General features: G+C 37.8%; 14 protein-coding genes. 12 read left to right on the forward strand and 2 right to left on the reverse strand.

What is annotated here, in order from left to right:
- The first annotated feature begins 2 nt into the window (after positions 1 to 2).
- A complete protein-coding gene (locus ACJJIO_RS14060) occupies positions 3 to 1130 on the forward strand; it encodes a glycosyltransferase family 2 protein (protein ID WP_444908824.1) in 1128 nt (375 codons plus the stop codon).
- A 117-nt stretch (positions 1131 to 1247) separates the two neighbouring features.
- Positions 1248 to 3515: a glycosyltransferase family 2 protein gene (locus ACJJIO_RS14065; protein ID WP_444908825.1), complete on the forward strand. Its 2268-nt coding sequence runs from the start codon at positions 1248 to 1250 to the stop codon at positions 3513 to 3515.
- 485 nt (positions 3516 to 4000) lie between these two features.
- On the opposite strand, the gene ACJJIO_RS14070 is transcribed toward ACJJIO_RS14065, so the two are convergent.
- Together ACJJIO_RS14070 and ACJJIO_RS14075 are read right to left on the reverse strand one after the other, a co-directional pair.
- Positions 4001 to 4327, reverse strand: coding sequence for an integrase core domain-containing protein (locus tag ACJJIO_RS14070; protein WP_444908826.1), 327 nt, complete (start codon positions 4325 to 4327; stop codon positions 4001 to 4003).
- A 656-nt stretch (positions 4328 to 4983) separates the two neighbouring features.
- Entirely contained in the window at positions 4984 to 5136 is a 153-nt protein-coding gene (locus tag ACJJIO_RS14075; protein WP_444908827.1) for a hypothetical protein, read from the reverse strand.
- Positions 5137 to 5537: 401 nt separating this feature from the next.
- On the opposite strand from ACJJIO_RS14075, the gene ACJJIO_RS14080 reads away from it, so the two are divergent.
- The 10 genes from ACJJIO_RS14080 to ACJJIO_RS14125 all read left to right on the forward strand — a co-directional run bounded on the left by ACJJIO_RS14080 (position 5538) and on the right by ACJJIO_RS14125 (position 19409).
- A complete protein-coding gene (locus tag ACJJIO_RS14080; protein ID WP_444908828.1) occupies positions 5538 to 6329 on the forward strand; it encodes an ABC transporter permease in 792 nt (263 codons plus the stop codon).
- Positions 6326 to 7036 (forward strand): ABC transporter ATP-binding protein, encoded by a 711-nt coding sequence (locus ACJJIO_RS14085; RefSeq protein ID WP_444908829.1) that lies wholly within the window; start codon positions 6326 to 6328, stop codon positions 7034 to 7036. Before ACJJIO_RS14080 ends, ACJJIO_RS14085 begins: the two co-directional genes overlap by 4 nt.
- A gap of 22 nt (positions 7037 to 7058) precedes the next feature.
- Positions 7059 to 8285 (forward strand): KpsE/RkpR family capsule polysaccharide export protein, encoded by a 1227-nt coding sequence (locus ACJJIO_RS14090; RefSeq protein WP_444908830.1) that lies wholly within the window; start codon positions 7059 to 7061, stop codon positions 8283 to 8285.
- An 82-nt stretch (positions 8286 to 8367) separates the two neighbouring features.
- On the forward strand, positions 8368 to 10011 hold the full coding sequence (locus tag ACJJIO_RS14095; protein ID WP_444908831.1) for a polysaccharide biosynthesis/export family protein: 1644 nt from the start codon (positions 8368 to 8370) through the stop codon (positions 10009 to 10011).
- Between the two features lie 138 nt (positions 10012 to 10149).
- Entirely contained in the window at positions 10150 to 11064 is a 915-nt protein-coding gene (rfbA, locus tag ACJJIO_RS14100) for a glucose-1-phosphate thymidylyltransferase RfbA (protein ID WP_444908832.1), read from the forward strand.
- A 232-nt stretch (positions 11065 to 11296) separates the two neighbouring features.
- Complete coding sequence (locus ACJJIO_RS14105) at positions 11297 to 11860, forward strand: hypothetical protein (protein ID WP_444908833.1); 564 nt, start codon at positions 11297 to 11299, stop codon at positions 11858 to 11860.
- A gap of 15 nt (positions 11861 to 11875) precedes the next feature.
- Positions 11876 to 12997: a non-hydrolyzing UDP-N-acetylglucosamine 2-epimerase gene (gene wecB, locus ACJJIO_RS14110; protein ID WP_444908834.1), complete on the forward strand. Its 1122-nt coding sequence runs from the start codon at positions 11876 to 11878 to the stop codon at positions 12995 to 12997.
- A 77-nt stretch (positions 12998 to 13074) separates the two neighbouring features.
- Complete coding sequence (wecC, locus tag ACJJIO_RS14115; protein ID WP_444908835.1) at positions 13075 to 14355, forward strand: UDP-N-acetyl-D-mannosamine dehydrogenase; 1281 nt, start codon at positions 13075 to 13077, stop codon at positions 14353 to 14355.
- A 70-nt stretch (positions 14356 to 14425) separates the two neighbouring features.
- Positions 14426 to 18259 (forward strand): glycosyltransferase, encoded by a 3834-nt coding sequence (locus ACJJIO_RS14120; protein ID WP_444908836.1) that lies wholly within the window; start codon positions 14426 to 14428, stop codon positions 18257 to 18259.
- Positions 18252 to 19409 (forward strand): glycosyltransferase, encoded by a 1158-nt coding sequence (locus tag ACJJIO_RS14125; protein WP_444908837.1) that lies wholly within the window; start codon positions 18252 to 18254, stop codon positions 19407 to 19409. Before ACJJIO_RS14120 ends, ACJJIO_RS14125 begins: the two co-directional genes overlap by 8 nt.
- Positions 19410 to 19435 lie beyond the last annotated feature (26 nt).

Raw genomic sequence — 19435 nt, forward strand, 5'->3', positions numbered from 1 at the left:
ATGTGAAGTTTGGAATTGCCGCAATTTTTAAAAATGAATATGACTATATTCTTGAGTGGATCGTATACCATCAACTAATTGGTGTAGATGCTTTTTATATCGCTGATAATATCAGTGATGATGGCTCTTCTCAGCTGTTAGAGGCGCTAGATAGCCTGGGAGTGATAAATAGAGTGCACTTCCCCAGAACTGGCGACTGTGGGCCACAGATGCCTGCATATAATTATATTTTAAACCGCTTCGCTACTGAAGTTGATTTACTGTGTTTTATCGACGCCGATGAATTTCTTGTTAGTGAAAATAATTGCGAATTAAAAAGTATTTTATCTGATTTCCATAAGCTGGAAGATGCGGGTGCACTTGCATTAAATTGGCGAAATTTCGGTTCATCAGGTTATAAGTTTAAAGAAGAGGGCCTGGTAATAGAGCGATTCACTCGTGCCTCTATACAAGACCATGATTTCAATCGGCATATTAAGACTATCCTGAAGCCTAATATGGTGGATAGAATGCATGTCCATGAGTGCATTTTAAAATCAGGCCGATATTACACCGGGGACCTCAGACCAGCTGTATTTGAAAGTGGTGAGCCATGTGAGCCCAGAACGAATAAGGTTTCATATAGTGGAATTAGAATTAACCACTATGTTGTTAAGTCCCGTCATGAGCATATTATGAAGAAAGAACATAAGGGCTCCGGAGCAGGTAGTGCGGGTAGAAAGAAAGGGGAAGCCTATTTTAAAGCACATGACTTAAATGATGTAGTTGATGAAGCACTACTCAGTTATGCGTGTGATGTAAAAAAAGGTATTGCAGAGCTTAGGGGGCGTATTGCTACAGAGACACCATTTCTCTGTTACGGGAAAGCTTTTGTTGATGTAAAACCAGAGTTGATTACCGGATGGGCTGTTACTGAATATGATGGCCCGATAAAGATTCGTTTATTGATCAACGGTGTGGAATACCTTGTAGAGGTAAATCGAAGTCGTCCAGATGTTGTTCGTAAAGGGCTTTCTAAAAAATTGCAATGTGGCTTTAGTTTTAAAACCGCTAAAATTATATCTTCAGAAGATAAGATTGAAGCATACATCTATGGAACAAATGTAGAAGCAAAAGTTAACTTTCATTGAGTCTTTTGGGAAGAATTGATGTAAAAGTCGGCTCTAAAATTATTCTCGCTGAACTGCTAATTGAATACTGTATATTCAGATTATAAGTTACTCAGTTGTCTAATTGGATTGTTTGTGGTGTTCAAGTTAATAAAAACGTGGTTTCATTCTGATTTGGCTCCTAGGCTAAAGCCTGTAATAGGGGTTGAGTGTATTAAAGAATCGGATAAAAATTTTGAGTGGAAATCTATAGATAACGACCCACAATTTACTATCGAAGGCTCTACCTTGCGTTCTGGTTGGTACATGATCGAAATTGTACTGAGACATAACCAGGCTAGCATAGATTCCAAATTATATGTTGATTATGGAAATGGATTTAATGAGGCAGATAGCTTTTTTATCCCGATAAAATTTGGCCGGGTTACGAAACGGCTCATTTATTTCACATCACGTACACGCGCTCTCAGATTTGATCCTCTGGAAAGCACAGGAATGTTTTCTGTGAGCCATTTCCATTTGGTGAAACTCTTCCCTCAGTTTGCAAAAGATAGGCTGTCACAACGCTTAGCTAACATGCACTTTAAATTTAGGAATATAAATAAGAATGATGTCCTAAAAAAGATTAATGCTGAAGCCCGTGAGAAGTCTTGTGCCTGGCAGGATATTGCTCTCAACTACTATGAAAAAACATTTGTTAAAAAACGTCAGACTTATGATTATTCTGAGTGGATTGAAAAAAAAGAAATAAAAAATATTTATCCACGTGAAAATTCTTACGATATAACGGTAGATGCCAGTCATCCCTTGATCTCAATTATACTTCCTGTCTACGATACAGATATTCGCCTATTGAGAGACTGTCTAGAATCAGTAATTGGGCAAAGTTATAACAACTGGCAGCTATGTATTGCCGATGATTTTTCTCGGAAACAAGAAGTAAAGGAGTGCTTAGAGGGGTATCAACAACAAGATAGTCGTATTAGAGTCTCCTTTCGAACCGAAAATGGACATATTTCTGCAGCGAGCAATAGTGCTTTATCCTTAGCGAAAGGAGACTATATTGCATTGCTTGATCATGATGATGTTCTGGCGTCTAATGCTTTACAAAGTATAGTAGAAGCGATTTCGCAAAATCCACAAGCTTTACTGTTTTATAGTGATGAAGACAAAATTGATGAATATGGCGAACGTTTTGATCCTCACCTAAAACCAGGTTGGAATCCTGATCTTTTACTTTCACAGAATTATATTTGCCATCTTACTGTGCTCAAGACGAGCTTGATAAAACAAATTGGTGGTTATCGAGTAGGTGTGGAGGGCAGTCAGGATCATGATCTACTGTTGCGTTGTATGCCACATCTTGATTCCAACAATGTGGTACATATTCCAGAGATACTCTACCACTGGAGAGCCATTAGCGGATCAACAGCACAAGAAAGTAATGCAAAGGGTTATGCCGCTACTGCGGGTTTACAAGCCGTCTCTGATTACCTAAAACGAGAAAAGCTAAGTGCAACGGCCGAGCCTGGAACTGCACCAAATAGCTATCGGGTCCGTTGGTCCATTCCTGAGCCAGCTCCGTTAGTGAGTCTTCTGGTACCGACAAGAGACGGCATTGATATCCTTAGGCCTTGTGTTGAGGCTATTCTTTGCAAAACCAATTACTCCAATTTTGAACTAATCATTTTAGATAACCAAAGTCGCTGCAAGGAAACGTTACAATTCCTTGATGAAATCAGAAACACAGATTCACGTGTATCTGTTCATCGGTGGGATCACCCATTTAATTATTCAGCCATTAATAATTATGGTGTAAGTTTAGCTAAAGGGGAAATTATAGGATTAATCAATAATGATATAGAGCCTATCAATGTCCTTTGGTTGACTGAGATGGTGAGTCAGGCAGTGAGGCCTGAAATTGGTTGTGTAGGAGCCAAACTCTATTACCCTAACGATACGATTCAACATGCCGGTGTAATTCTGGGAATTGGTGGTGTGGCTGGTCACTCACATAAATATTTTAGTCGCAATGAATATGGTTACTTCTCGCGCTTGCATTTGGTACAAAATCTTTCAGCGGTAACAGCGGCTTGTCTTCTTCTTCGTAAAGAAGTATTTGAGCACGTCGGAGGGTTAGATGAAGAAAATCTAGCGATATCCTTCAATGATGTAGATTTATGTCTGAAGGTTCGAGAAGCAGGTTATAGGAATTTGTGGACTCCTTATGCAGAACTCTATCATCATGAGTCAGTATCCCGTGGAGCGGACAATACACTCACTAAGCGGCGTCGAGCCCAAAAAGAGGCGGAATATATGCGTGACCGCTGGGGAGATCAATTGGATACAGATCCAGCCTACAACCCAAACCTGACGCTCGTGCATGAAGACTTTTCACTAGCATAGTTAAAGTTTCACATTGGGTAACATATTTTAATATCGTTGCGCTATAGCTTTAAAAGATGAAGTATTTTGAGAGTTTCATGCTGCGCTATCAATAAATTCATAATACATGATTTTTGAAAATATGAATTAGGATATGGGAAAAATATTATCTTTTTCAAGAAAAAGTTATCATAGTTTTATTTGCTAGCCTATGATAGACCAATCTATAGTTAATGTTATATAGTTCAAGTACTCTATAACAATAGTCTGTAGTTGGTTGTAAATGTAGCATTTAATATTTGATAATGACCAGAGACACATTATGGAATCTTGAGAGCTTACTTTAACCTGAGAGTAATGTTTCTTATTTTTGTGAATGCATTCTATCGAACATAAAAAAATGAAATAGAGCTGTTCTTTAATTTTCACGCTAGGGAATAATAAAGTTTTGCTAAAAAACTTCTAGCTGGAAATGGGACTTAACCCGCTTTTGCACACACCTAGTTTTAGCATTTCATTTTACACTCAAAATCTTGAGGTGAAACATACCCAATAGACGAGTGCGATCTCTGATTGTTGTAGTAACAGATATATTCGGTCACTATCGCTCTTAGCTGTTGTGCAGAATCGAATTCCTGGTGCTTAATACGCTCCGTTTTAAATTGGTGAAAGAATGACTCAATGAATGCATTGTCATTCATTTTCTTCACGCGATTCATACCCTGACAGATCCGATATCGGCGCAATCGCTCACGATATAGGCCCGATAAGTACTCTCTGCCACGGTCAGAGTGAAAGATCAGCTCCGGATGATGTCCACGGTTTCGTACCATCCTATCGATACTAGCCTGTTAGAGAGACATCCCTTCTATCGCTCAGGGACCAAGAGACAACCCTCCTACTGTAGCGATCCATGACTACTGACAAATACTACCAGCTGCCATCTCTGAGCTTTATATAAGTAACATCACCTATCCATAGCTGGTTCCGGCGCGTGATCCCGTATACATATCTGTAAGTACCCGACCTAGCCGTGTAGAGCTTCGATTGTACAGCCCTAAGACCAAGATTTCGAATGATCCTCTCCCCCTGCTTTTGATCAACTTTTATACCCTCTTTCCAGCTCCTGGGTGTTCTTGGGACTACCATAGCAGCCATCATGTCGGTTAAAAACTAATCTTATATGTGCAAACGGCTCACTATTTTCTTATCGATGTTCACATACGCCACGGTGGCGCCAGTAATTGTATCCATCAGGGTGACGTCATAGATCCAGCACATCATTGCGATACTGTGCTTCTCCCGGTAATGATTGATGAACTCGAAGATTTCCCTTTTTGTTGTAAAGAGAATCGGATGGTTTTTTTAAAAGGGCGTGCTCTTATTGAAGCAGATTATGCTCCCGCTCCAGTTTCATGGGACGCTTCTGCTCGGACTTTACCTCAGGACCTATGTTTATATTTTTCTTCTTTGCCATGATCTGCATCCGTCACATTTCTATGCACCAACAATAAATCATCACTTCATGGATATCGAGAGCGTCAGCCACGTGCTTCACTAGTACACCGGGGATATCGATTAGATATACGGCTGTTGCTTTAAAATCGTCATCATAACGGTTGTAGTGCTTTCTTCGTGCCATAAGACACCTCCATACCAGTTAAGTGGAGGTGCGTTCAAAAGCGGGTTAGGTTCCAATCACCATGATGAATATTATTAATTCATTAGTTCTTTATGAATTAGGTAGTACAATTTCGAAGTTGTTTTAAGTGTCATACTACTTGATGAATTTATAGAGAGGATGGATTCCGGTATTACCAGTTACACAAATAAAATTTCTACATCACAAATATCATCCTATAAAGATCACATCCACGCCATTAAAAAAACCAAGGAACTAATAAGGTTTATTTAGGTGGAATGTGGCGCCAACTTGAGATTTAGGTGGCATTCTCAGGAATATTCGCTATATATATGTGTACCCTTAGCATCACTCACAATAATAAGAGTGTTATATAGAACGATATTCAAGAAATATTATCTATGAACCCTATAGCCAAACGTTCAAACTGGCAGATCCAACGGGATGTGATATATTCACTCCTTATTCGCGAGATGAAGACCCGCTTCGGTAAGTGGCGGCTCGGATATGCTTGGGCGTTACTAGAGCCTGCTTTACACATAATGGTGTTGGCAACCATCTTCAATTTAATTGGAAGAAATTTTTATCCAGGTATCCCAACTACATTGTTTATGCTTGGTGGTATTGCACCATTTTTGTTTTTTAGTCACTGTTTATCAAAAGGAATTGCGGCCGTATCATCTAATCGTGGCTTATTCAATTATCGGCAATTGAGACCCTTTGATACTGTAATAGCAAGAGTCTTTTTAGAATTTTCAGTTTACATACTTTGTCTGTTTACTCTAATGATTATACTTGCTTGGATTGGGATTTATGTTCCTTTTGGAGATATACTTTTATTATTTGAAGTAAATATTTTATTTTTTTGTTTCTGTTTTGGTCTTAGTTTGGTGTTATGTGTACTTGGTGAAAAGCATCCCGAGGTGTCAAAAGTAATTCCTCTGGTGAATAGGCCTCTTTATTTTATTTCTGGGGTATTTTTCTCACTGGAGCAAGTCCCAGAGGAGTACCATCAGTATTTACTTTGGAACCCTTTATTGCATGTTATTGAATTTACAAGAGAAGGTTTATTTGCGTCCTACGAAGGTAAATTTTCTAATTTTGAATATTTGATTTTTTCTTCAGCAGGTATGCTTGCGTTGGGCTTATTAACTTACAGGGCTTATTGGAGAGATTTGGTGAGAAGTCAATGATCAAATTAAAAAACCTTACCAAGTCATACCGTACGCCCCATGGACGAAAGATCCTATTTCAAAATGTAAATGCTAATTTTCCAGAAGGGAAAAATATAGGTATTCTAGGAAGAAATGGAGTAGGCAAGTCGACTTTATTAAGAATTATGGGCGGAATTGACTACCCAGACTCTGGAAAAATTGTAACAGATAAAAGAATATCCTGGCCTATGGGATTGTCCGGCGGATTTCAAGGAAGTATGACTGGTAGAGAGAATGTTGCTTTTGTGTGTGGAATACATGGTGTTTGGAGAGAAGATAAATGCAAAGTAATGAAACAGGTCCAAGAGTTTTCAGAAATTGGTAATTATTTTGATGCTCCAATAAAAAACTATTCCTCAGGTATGCGTTCTCGATTAGCTTTCGGACTGAGTATTGCCTTGGACTTTGATGTTTATTTAGTGGATGAGGTAATGTCGGTGGGTGATGCTCATTTTCGAAGAAAATGTGAAGCAACTATTGCTGAAAAACGAAAAAAATCTAATTTTATTATCGTGACACATGCAATGCCAATTTTAAGAAAAAATTGTGATGTAGGTATCTATATTGATGATGGTGGTGTGAAGATATGCAAGTCGATAGGAAAAGCGATTGCTTTATATCGAGCAGATATACCAGATTACTCAGGGGGGGGAGAAAAAATAATAAGTAAGCATTTAATGAATTAATATAAATAAGTCGATAAAAGCTGTGCAAAATTTAAAATTTAATTATATGAATGAAATGTTGCGGAGCATCACAGATAAACTAGAAAGGTCACTGGGTAATTTTACCCTATTAAGCAGTATTTTCATAAAAAAATTTAAAAAGGAAATTAGAGCATTACTCTTTAGGCATATTGGTTTTTTGTTATTCGTACTTATGCCAGTATTTCTGGTAGCTGTTTACTATGTATTTTTTGTCTCTGAGCGATATATAAGCATTGCACAGTTGATAGTCAAAGATACTGCATCTTCTCAGGGGGCATCGACTGGCTTAGGCTTTTTGATTCCTGGAATAGGGAATGATAATCAGGATTCTTTTCTGGTAGTGAACTACATTCAATCACTAGATATGGCTTTGTATTTAGACAATGAATTGAAGTTATCAGAATACTACAAAAGCAATAAGCGTGATATATTTTCTCGCCTATCTACTGATGCTACTCAAGAAGAGTACCTAGAGTATTATCGAAATCACATAGTAGTAAATCATGCTGAAACTACTGGAATAATCACTATAGAAATGCAGGCCTTCGATCCAAATTTTGCACGGCTACTCATTGAAACGGTAATACTGAAATCTGAGAACTTTGTTAATGCGCTGAGTAACCAACTTGCTGATAAGCAAGTAGACTTCGTCGAGAATGAGGTGGAACTTGCGCAGAGCAAGCTCCGAATGTCAAAGCAGGATATTTTGGATTTCCAAAATAGTAATAATGTGGTAAGTCCTGAAGAGCTAACAAAGGGAATCAGCAGTATTATCCAGAGTTTGGAGGCTCGTTTGGCCGAAGAACGCGCCAAACTTACAGCCGCTAAAACGTATCTAAATACTGACTCATCACAAATAATTTCAATGCAAGCAGAAATTGGCGCCTTGAAAAATCAAATCGAACTAGAAAAAGTTCGATTGGTTGGTATAGGTGACGAGAAAGGTGAACAGAGACTCAATACATTAGGTGCACACTTTCAGAATCTAGAATTAGATCTACAATTTGCAACTGATGCTTACGCAGCATCACTTAAGGCTCTGGAAAGTGCAAGAATGGAAGCTTCTGGTAAATTAAAACATCTAATGGTTGTAACACAACCATCACTCGCTGAAGAGGCAGAATACCCACATAAGATTTATAACTTAGTGAGCCTCACAATAATACTTTTACTATTGTATGGCATTGTAGTTATGCTAATAGCAAGTATAAGAGATAATCGCATATAAAAATATATGTTAAATGTAATACTAATTCTGGGTGTGCGGTTTAAATATGAATCATCTATAAGCTAGGATGCTCAATTGAAAAATGAAACTTACCAGTGAAGATAGAATTAAATATTTCGCATCTATTTTTATTATATTCAGTGTTTTCTCATGTGGTGAGGTCTTTGCCCTAGAAACACAGCTTATAGACAAAATAGAAACAAGTGAAAAAAACCAATCTGAAGTTCCCGTTTTTGGGAAAACTCTTTTTCAAGGTGGATTTAAGGATCAACCTTTCAACGGATTTAACCCTGATTATAGAATAACAATTGGAGATCAGATTAACTTGCAACTATGGGGAGCATATAGCTTTAGTGCTACTTTACCAGTTGATCCTAAGGGAAATATTTTTGTACCAGAGGTGGGCCCAGTACATGTTGGAGGTGTTCAAAACGGAGATCTAAATGATTTTGTTCTTCGCCACGTAAAACGGGTTTTCAAAAACAATGTACAAGCTTATGCGAACCTTGAGGCTAGCCAGCCTGTAAAAGTATTCGTCACTGGATATGTGAATAATCCAGGGCTATATAATGGTTTTAGTTCCGACTCTATCTTGTACTACTTGGATAGTTCTGGTGGAATAGACGCCGAGAGTGGTAGCTTTGTCGATATAAAGGTGATTAGGCAAGGGGAATTAATACAACAGGTCAATTTGTATAATTTCTTAGTCGATGGTGTTATGCCAGCTTTGCAGCTGCGTAGTGGTGATGTCATTGTAGTCGGGGCCAGAAAAGGTTCTGTTACTATCGATGGAGCCGTTCAACAGGCTGCGCAATTGGAGTTCTCAGGTCCTTATACTCAATTGGGTGAGATGTTGCTGGTCAGTAAACCAGATCCACAAGCCAACTTCGCACGTATCACGCAAATTATTGATGGAGTACAACAAGCTTACTATTTACCCTTATCTCAGGCGATGACAACTCGACTGTATCCTGGTGCAGAGGTCGAATTGGTGCGTGATAATGATGTACGGTCAATATCAATCTTAGTTTCTGGAGAACTAAACGGACCCGCTACATATATACTGCCTTATGGTGCCACGCTTCATGAGTTATTGATTCAATTAAGTTATCGTGAAAATGCTGATCAAAAATCGATTCAACTCTATCGGAAAAGTGTGGCGGAGAAGCAAAGAGCAGCACTTGGTAGATCCCTTGATGCACTCCAGATGGAAGTTTTGACCCGTCAGCCTACTACCGATCTTGAAAAGGACTCTCAAAAAGATAATGCTTTAATGATTCAGAATTTCATCAAGCAAGCTCGTAAAGCAAAACCTAGGGGACAGGTTGTTATCGCAAATAATCCAAAAGCTTCTGATATGTTACTAGAGGATGGCGATGAAATAATTGTCCCTTTAAAAGCTTCTACAGTGTCCATAGTTGGCGAAGTGATATTTCCAACATCTCTTATTTATAATAAAAAATATACTTTGGAAGACTATATAGAACTAGCTGGTGGATTTGCTAATAATGCCAATCGTAATGAATTAGTAGTATTACATCTGGATGGAACAATTACGCGTATTGAAGATAGAGATTTTGATAATCGCCTTGGGAATCGGTTGCGTCCCGGAGATGAGATTATGGTGATGCCAAAGATAAACGCAAGTGAATTGCAGGTGACAAAAGATATCACAGAAATCTTGTATCGAATTGCCGTTGGAACCGCAGCTGTTCTATCATTCTGAGGTTAGGAGTGTTAAAAAAATTTTTTATTCATATGATACTACTTGATCTATAGAGACAATTAAATTAACTGATTTTCAATATAAATGTAGTACAACATATTTTGACCCTGGCGCTAATCTAAATATGCTGGAGGAATTGTGACTGCGACTCATTATGGGCGTAGAGGGATCATATTAGCTGGTGGTACTGGAACCCGGCTCTATCCACTGACCAAGGGTATCAGTAAGCAACTGATGCCTGTATATGACAAGCCAATGATTTATTATCCACTTACCACATTGATGTTAGCAGGTATTAGAGAAATTCTAATCATCACAACACCTCAGGATCAATGTCTTTTCAAAGCACTATTAGGAAATGGTGCACAGTGGGGAATAAATTTAAGTTATGCAATTCAGAGGTCTCCAAATGGATTGGCTGAAGCATTTATAATCGGACGTGATCATATTGGCAACAATCCCAGTGCTCTCATTCTTGGAGATAATATTTTTTACGCGCACCAATTTAGTGATCTGTTGAATAGAGCTAATGCCAGACTCCAGGGTGCCACTATATTTGGATATAGGATTGCAGATCCAGGTGCTTATGGTGTTGCTGAATTTAATCCAGAAGGTAAAGTTATTAGTGTTGAGGAAAAACCAACAGAACCAAAATCAAACTACGCCATCACCGGTTTGTATTTATATGATCATAAAGCTTGTGAATTGGTGAGAGAGATTAGACCAAGTAATCGTGGTGAGCTGGAAATTACAGATCTAAATCGAATGTATCTAGATAGAGGTGAATTAAATTTGGAATTAATGGGGCGAGGTTCTGCCTGGTTAGATACCGGTACTCATGATAATTTACTAGCCGCTGCACACTTTGTACAAACCATTGAGCGTCGTCAGGGGCTAAAAATTGCCTGCCCAGAAGAAGTGGCTTTTCGTAAAGGTTTTATTTCAGCTGATGAACTTGAAACTCAGGCTCGATTGCTTATGAAAAGTGGCTATGGAGACTATTTGATGCGTTTACTTGGCGAGTCAGTGCGAGATCATAATTTTGGGCGTTAATTTTTTCAAACAATAACATTAAGCAAAAAATTTAATTATTTTCACTGTAATAAAATTTTGCAACTTAAAAATTATAAATAATTGTTAGAATATAAATCTAGCACGATCAAGGTTGAATTACCTTTAAGTGAAGAGTGTTCTATATATTCGTTGAATCTAACAGCTCATTTCAAATTTAGAAAAGTTCTTAAAGATTTTGTTGAATAAAAGTTAAATAAAAGTCTTAAATGAAGTGGTCAACAGTGTTTCCGTTAATATAAATAAATTTAACTTAATTTTGGCAACTAATTCATTATTGGTTTCACCTATTCATGGTAAAAAAGCAATGAATGAGAAGTACCAAGTTCAGTTATTGAAAGATACTCCACTATTTGATGCTGAGTGGTACCTATCGCATCATTCTGATGTAGAGAGTATCAAGCTAACACCAGAGCTACATTACTTACGCTACGGCTGGCGTATGGGGAGAAGTCCATCCGCTTTATTTTGCAGTGCAAGTTATCAAAAGAAATATCCAGATGTCGCCCAAAGCAATGAAAATCCTCTTATTCACTACCTGCGATTTGGTAGACGTGAGGGTAGGGAAGTTCAGCCAGTAAGGCAAAGTAACTGGAATATCAAAAATGATGAAAGCGTTAACATATTAAAATATAGAGAGAGAAGTTTCGAAAATGACACCGATAATATTGTGGAATCACAATTAAAAGAGACTCAATGTCTACTGGAAAAGTATGTAAGACGTTGTCAAGAACTTGAGTACTTGATTATTGATGAAAAGGGATCAGATGTGATTTAGTAAAGGAATACTTGTATGAAAGTACTTATTGTTTTTGGTACTCGCCCCGAAGCGATAAAAATGGCGCCATTATCCTTAAGGCTTAAAGATGATTCTAGATTCGAGACCAAGGTTTGTGTGACTGCACAACATCGTGAAATGCTGGATCAAGTACTCAGCTTGTTTGAATTGAATCCAGACTATGATCTTAACTTAATGAAACCAGGACAGAATCTTGCTGACCTGAGTGCAAATATTCTGACAGGTGTAAGCAGAATAATTACTAAAGCCAACCCGGATATGGTTTTGGTACATGGGGATACTACAACTACTTTAATAGCAAGTTTAGCTGCTTATTACAATAAAATTCCTATTGGCCATGTAGAAGCCGGCCTACGTACAGGGAATCTTTACTCACCCTGGCCAGAAGAAGCAAATCGAAAACTAACAGGGTCTCTGGCTACTCTACATTTTACACCGACGGAAAATTCAAAAATAAATTTACTAAATGATGGAGTAAGTGAAGATCAGATATATGTAACTGGAAACACAGTTATTGATTCTTTGCTTGAGGTCGTACGCAAACTTGATAACAATCAATCCCATTATGAGGGATTAACTAGAGACTTCAGTTTCCTAGATGATACAAGAAAATTAATTTTAGTCACTGGGCACCGTCGTGAGAGTTTTGGTGGTGGATTTGAACGTATATGTAAGGCACTTGTTGAAATTTCGAAATCTCATCCTAATACTCAGATAGTTTATCCTGTACATTTAAATCCAAATGTACGGGAGCCTGTAAATCGCCTTTTAAAACATATAGATAATATCTATCTTATTGACCCTTTAGATTACTTGCCATTTGTATATTTGATGAATAGATCAAATATTATTCTAACCGATTCTGGGGGAATCCAAGAGGAGGCACCATCTCTAGGTAAGCCTGTTCTAGTAATGCGTGATACGACCGAACGCCCCGAAGCATTATTGGCAGGTACGGTAAAGCTAGTAGGTACCGATACCTCAAATATTACTAGTGAACTATCTAGACTTCTCACCGATGATGATGAATATAAAAAGATGAGTTATGCTCATAATCCCTATGGAGATGGGCAAGCATGTAACAGAATAATAGAATCTCTGATTGAATTTCAGTGATATTTTGAGTGATACAGGGAACTTCATGAAACTGCCATTTCTAATGGCACTTCCAATGAAAATTAATAGGAATATTTATGGAATTCGAAACCATTTCTGTTATTGGGCTGGGGTATATCGGATTGCCCACAGCTGCTGTAATTGCTTCCAGACGTAAGAAAGTAATAGGTATAGATATAGACCAGCATGTGGTTGATACCATAAATAAAGGAAATATTCATATCGTAGAACCTGAATTGGATATGATCGTCCATGCCGCGGTAACTGAAGGCTTTTTAAATGCAACGACCAGGCCTCAAGCCGCTGATGCCTTTTTGATAGCCGTACCAACACCATTCATCAAAGAATCTGAAGGAAATATTCATAAAGCGGATCTTAGCTACATTGAAATGGCTTCTAAAGCATTAGCTCCCGTATTAAAGGTTGGAGATTTAGTGGTATTGGAATCAACTTCTCCTGTAGGAACAACAGAGAAAATGTCGTTATGGCTTGCGGAGGCTAGGCCAGATCTGACATTCCCGCAAACTCATGGTGAGCTATCCGATATTCGAATAGCATACTGTCCGGAGCGAGTATTACCCGGGCATGTGGTTCGTGAATTAGTTGATAATGATCGTGTTATAGGGGGTATGACTCATAAATGCTCCGAAGCGGCTAAAAATCTTTATCAGATATTTATCGAAGGTGAGTGTCTGATAACTACAACCAGAACGGCTGAGATGACCAAGCTTACGGAGAACAGTTTCAGGGATGTGAATATTGCTTTTGCCAATGAACTATCTGTTATTTGTAATAAGCTAGGTATTAATGCCTGGGAGCTGATCTCACTTTCTAACCGCCATCCACGTGTCGATATCCTTCAGCCAGGTGCCGGTGTCGGCGGACATTGTATAGCTGTAGATCCCTGGTTTATTGTTGATTCGTGTCCTAAAGAAGCCAAACTGATACGTACTGCCCGTGAGGTTAATGACGATAAACCAAAGTGGGTTATTAATCAAGTTAAGGAACATCTAAAGAAAATTCAAGCAGAAAAATCAGGTTATACCTATGGTGATATTACAGTTACCTGTTTGGGGATCGCCTTTAAACCAGATATTGATGATCTTCGTGAAAGCCCGGCCCTTAATATAGTGAATGCAATTGCGACTTTGGGTTGTAGATTAAAAGTGGTTGAACCAAATATTGAGAACTTGCCCAAGATGCTCGAACATTCGAACGTTGAGCTTTCTACTTTAGAGAACTCACTGAATGACGCTGATGTTGTATGTATATTAGTTAAACATAGCCTATTTTCAGAGCAAAAAAGCCTATTAACAAGCAAAAGTAATCTGATAGACGCGGTTGGCCTTCTCGCCTAAGGGTTGGACAGATTAATTAAGTAAACATAAACGGATTTTACAGTTTACTAATCACTGGACAAAATATTTTATGGATGTGCTGTTAAAACACGCTGAAATGCTCTCAGAACATTCACTAAGCAGAGTGTATTCATCAGTACCTGGCCGCATAGCCTATATAGTGAGCCATGGAGAAAGTTATGCCAGTAATGGTTACGCGGTTCGTACACAAGAAGTAGCTAAATCATTGAATGAGCAAGGTTTTGATACTCTGTGTTTTGTACGTCCTGGAAGACCATGGGAATTAGGTTCACTGAAGAATAACGTTGCCCCTGAAATAGTGATTGATGGAGTCCGCTATATACACAGCCGTTGGAAAAAAAATCAAGCTCCAAATGACGAAAGAGATCATCTCGAATCTAGTGTTGCTCGTTTTTGTGAGCTTTTTAAAATTTATAGACCCGAATTTGTATTAGCTGCGTCAGATTATATTGTGGGACTTCCAGCATGGGTTGCTGCTAAGCGCCATGGTATACCTTTTTATTATGAGGTGCGTGGATTCTGGGAATTGTCTCGAGCTGCTCGAGAACCAGGATTTGATAAAACCTCCTTATTTAAAATAGAGGCAGAACGTAATACATTCGTTTGTAAGAAAGCTACAAAGGTATTTACACTTAATCATTTGATGAGAACTGAATTAAGTGTTCGTGGTATAGAAATTGAAAAGATTAATATTCTTCCTTTAGGAATTAATAGGTTACCTATAAAAAAGCATGCTGACCCCGAAGTAAAGAAAAGATTAGGTATAGATCCAGATGATATAGTGATAGGCTATATAGGTAGCTTCAATTCGTATGAGGGTATAGACACTCTTATAGAAGCTTGTAAAGAACTTAATCATCGGCGCGCTCATTATAAGCTTTTACTTGTGGGAGATGAGAACCCAACTAACCAATTGGTTCATTCACAACGTCAACTTGCAAACAAATCATGGATAATTCAGGTAGGCAGAGTAGAACATGAGAAAGTTGCAGATTATTATGCTCTAATTGACGTAATTGTAATTCCTAGAAAGAAATTTCTAGTATCTGAATTAGTATCACCAATGAAGGCTCTAGAGTCAATAGCGTTTGGTAAAAGGCTAGTCGTATCAGATGTGGAGCCACTATTAGAAATTTCTGCTAAGTATGATGGAGTTATTTCATTTGAAGCAGCTAATGTGACTAGCCTAAGAAATGGGATTCAACAAGTATTAAGTATGCCGGTATCTTCTAACAGGATACCATCAATGAATGAACAATTGAGTGTACTGGTAAATTCTTTACGAGAGAGATTTACTGACAATGTAGAGAATGTTTCCCAAAGTAGACCCTTAATTGATGTAACAGAACTTATTAATACTGCAAAAGAACTAATAGAACAACCTATAGATACCAAAATTGTTCCAGTTAATAAATGTGTAGCGTTTGTAGGAAGTTATAACCCGGATAATGTAAAAGAGGGTTATGCTAAGCGAATTATAAAAATGGCAAAGCTACTCCAAATAAGAGGTTATAAAATTTTCTGTTTTATTAGATCAGAAAATAGATTGGATAAGGGGACAAGTTCTGAGTTATATAAAAGAGAACTAACGATAGATGGAATATCACATATTCTATATGATGAAGTTGGTAACAGATATGTAAAGAATAATAAATCTTACTTACAAGCAGAAGTTGACGCTTACATAGAGATGTTCAAGATTCATCGTCCATCTATCCTAATCGCCTCAGGAAATTTCTCAACATCTTTACCAGCTATAATATCAGCAAGAAAAGTTTCCCTACCAGTGATTAAAGAGCATTTGTTTTATGCAGATGCATTTATTGATGAAAGTACTTGTTCATATTATTCGAATATTAATTTCACTGATAAATATAGAATCGAGAGAACTTGTGAAGAATTTTCTGACTACAGTTATTATCTATTTCCAAATGATCCGGATAATAGAGATGCATTTTTAAAACTCATCAACAGAATTGAAGGGTCTTCAAATTACAATGACCCAATAAAGGTTCTTTCCCCCAAAACAATTTTTACAATAAGTCAAACAATCGATAGTAGCGGTCTATACTATCTTGAATTAGAGGTTAATGATGAAACTGGTGGAAACTCAAAGGGTATAGTTGCCAGTTTTAGATTCTTCGATAAAAGTGGTAAACAGCTTAAAGGTAAAATATCTGGGTTTGCTGCTTCAAAAGCATACCCCCACTACCAATACGTGGACACAACTAAAGAAAAGGGGGCTTTGAGGCTACTAATATTTACTATTCCTGAGAATTCAAATTATTCAAAGGTAGAGGCAGATATTGTTGCTTTTTCTACAATTGGAAAAATTCAAATACAAAAAGCAAACCTTGGAAAAGTACGCGTAGAGGATACTGCTCGTTGGCTTAGTCAAAAAATGCCAGGTACGCATTGGGTTAAGGCTATTGAACCATTTATTCATAAAGAGGGCGCTACAAGTTTGAGGCTTGCCCTATTGAGCTACAAATATAATGTCTCGGGACACAAAAATGATTTGAATCAGCTCAATAGCGCAATTCAGGAAATGGTTGAGTTAGATCGAACCTGGGTACCAAATCTCATTCAAAATGACAGAATTTTAAAAATTAGAAAAAACGAGAAATTAACAGTTGCTCATCTACACAAAACTGCATATCCATATGAGAATACAGGTGGAGCAATCCGCTGCCTAAATACGGTTCTTTCACAACAGAGAATTGGTATTGATCCTTTTATTATCTCACCAGTAGGGTATCCAAGATCTGCTGGCATCTCGGGTGTGAGAAATTATGAAAAAATAGAAGGAATAGAACATTTTCGCATTGGTGCAAATACAGAAGGTTTGAGAGGCATTTCACTTGCTGATCGAAGCAGTTATTCAGCATTTCATATCGCTATGATCCTTAAAGCACGTGGTGCTCACTTAATTCATGCTGCATCAGGTGTTCGAGGATATGAGTTGGCACTTCAAGCGCTAGCTATAAAAAGAGCTACTGGCTTGCCTCTCTTATACGAAGTCCGTTCATTTCACGAGCATACCTGGACTTCTGTTCGTGGTGATGTGATGGAGCTAGAGAAAACAAAGTTGCGAATAATTAAAGAAGACTTTTGTATGTCTCAGGCAGATTTCGTGACCACAATTTCATATAGTATGAAAAAAATTCTGATTGAGAGAGGTGTTGCACCAGAAAAGATTGGAGTGATACCAAATGCAATTGATGAGACAAAATATCTCGGAAAAAAATTTAAGCCTGTAGAAATACCTGAGTTACAAGGTGCCGATTATGTGGTTGGATATATTTCAAACATGTCCCGTCGAGAAGGACATCAATATTTAATTCGGGCAATTAAAAGACTACGTGAAATCTCTGGATTGAATATTAGAGGCCTTTTGGTTGGTGATGGTCCCGAACGACAAAATTTACAGGACTTAGCTGATCAATTAGAACTTTCCGGAATTATTCATTTTTCTGGTGAAGTTGATCATAGTTTGATTAATTCTTACTACAAAGCAATTGATCTATTTGTTATTCCACGTATCCCAGATTATGCTGCGGATTGGGTTACCCCGCTCAAACCCTACGAGGCCATGGCTTTGGAGAGACCAATCATAGTAACAGACCTGCCAGCTTTAAAGGAAGTTGTGGGAGAGAACGGAGATAGAGGATTAATTGCAAAACCTGCAGATGTAAATAGCCTTGTCGATCAACTACTAATTTATATTAATGATCCAGCTTTGAGGCAGAATAAGGTAAAAATAGCCAAAGATTGGGTCTTTTCTGAACGTACCTGGAGTGCTAATGCTATTCGTTATGAAACAATCTATAAAGGGCTGGTTACACAGGTAAATATGATTAAAGAGGAAGTTCTTCATGCTTAAAGTTATTGATATACCAGAAAAACTATGGCAAAGCTGTGCTGAACTTTCAAAAAATAATAATGTATTAGAGTCGGAGCTGTTAAATACCAGTAATGATCATTGCGTCTTGGCCTATGGGCCTGTAGCACAGAGAAATCAATATCAAGCTTTATTATATTCTGCTCATACTGAATATAATGTTAGTCTTCTACCTATCCATAAACTAGATCTATGCGGCGAGATACCATGGCCCGGTAAAGTGATTTGTCATTTTCACTGGCTGCACGATAAAACAAAGTACGCTAAAACTGAAGATGATGCCAATAAGGCTGTAGTGTATTGGGAAAAACTAATCAGAAGAATTAAAGATAATGGTCATAAAATAGTGTGGACGGTACATAATGTAATGCCACATGAAACAGTCTGGATTGATCAAGATAAAAAAATACATCAATTAGTTGCAGATGCCGCTGACTCTGTGCATATCATGGCTAGTGATAGTGTAAAGCAGACGAGTCATTACTATTCACTAAATGAGAAGAAAACCTTTTTAGTTCCACATCCCAGTTATGAGGGAGCCCAACCTGATACAGTTTCACGAGATCAAGCAAGAAACCAATTGGGAATTACTGGTGGTGATTTTGTTTTTCTCTGTTTTGGGGCAATTATGGAATATAAAGGTTATGACCGATTGATGGAATCCTATGAATTTGTAAGGAAAAGGTCAAAAATTAAAACTTGGTTAATAATTGCAGGGCTTCCTACCGATGGTCGTTTAGTTGGAGAGATTAAGCATTGGGCTTCAGAGAAAGATGATGTAATTTTGGACATGACACCGGTCCCTAATGATAAGTTACAGATATATTTTCGTTCAGCCGATTTAGCTGTTTGCCCCTACTATCGGACAATGAATTCCGGTGCTGCTATGATGGCCATAACTTTTAATACTCCTGTGCTTGGGCCAAATAGTGGTGGTTTTCAAGATCTTAAGCAATGGGGATTTTGTGTCACTTTTGACAATTGTGTTGATGATTCACTTGCAGAACAAATGTTGTTGTATACAGACAAAAAAAATATTTCACTGAATGTTTTTAGTGAATCCAAGAAGTCTCTTTCCCCTTCTTATGTTTCGCGATTATTTTTCAATAATATAAATAAAATGGTGATCTAGTTGGTGGAATATAAGCCTTCTCCATA

The organism is Microbulbifer mixtoriginis (SeqCode) (assembly GCF_052467235.1).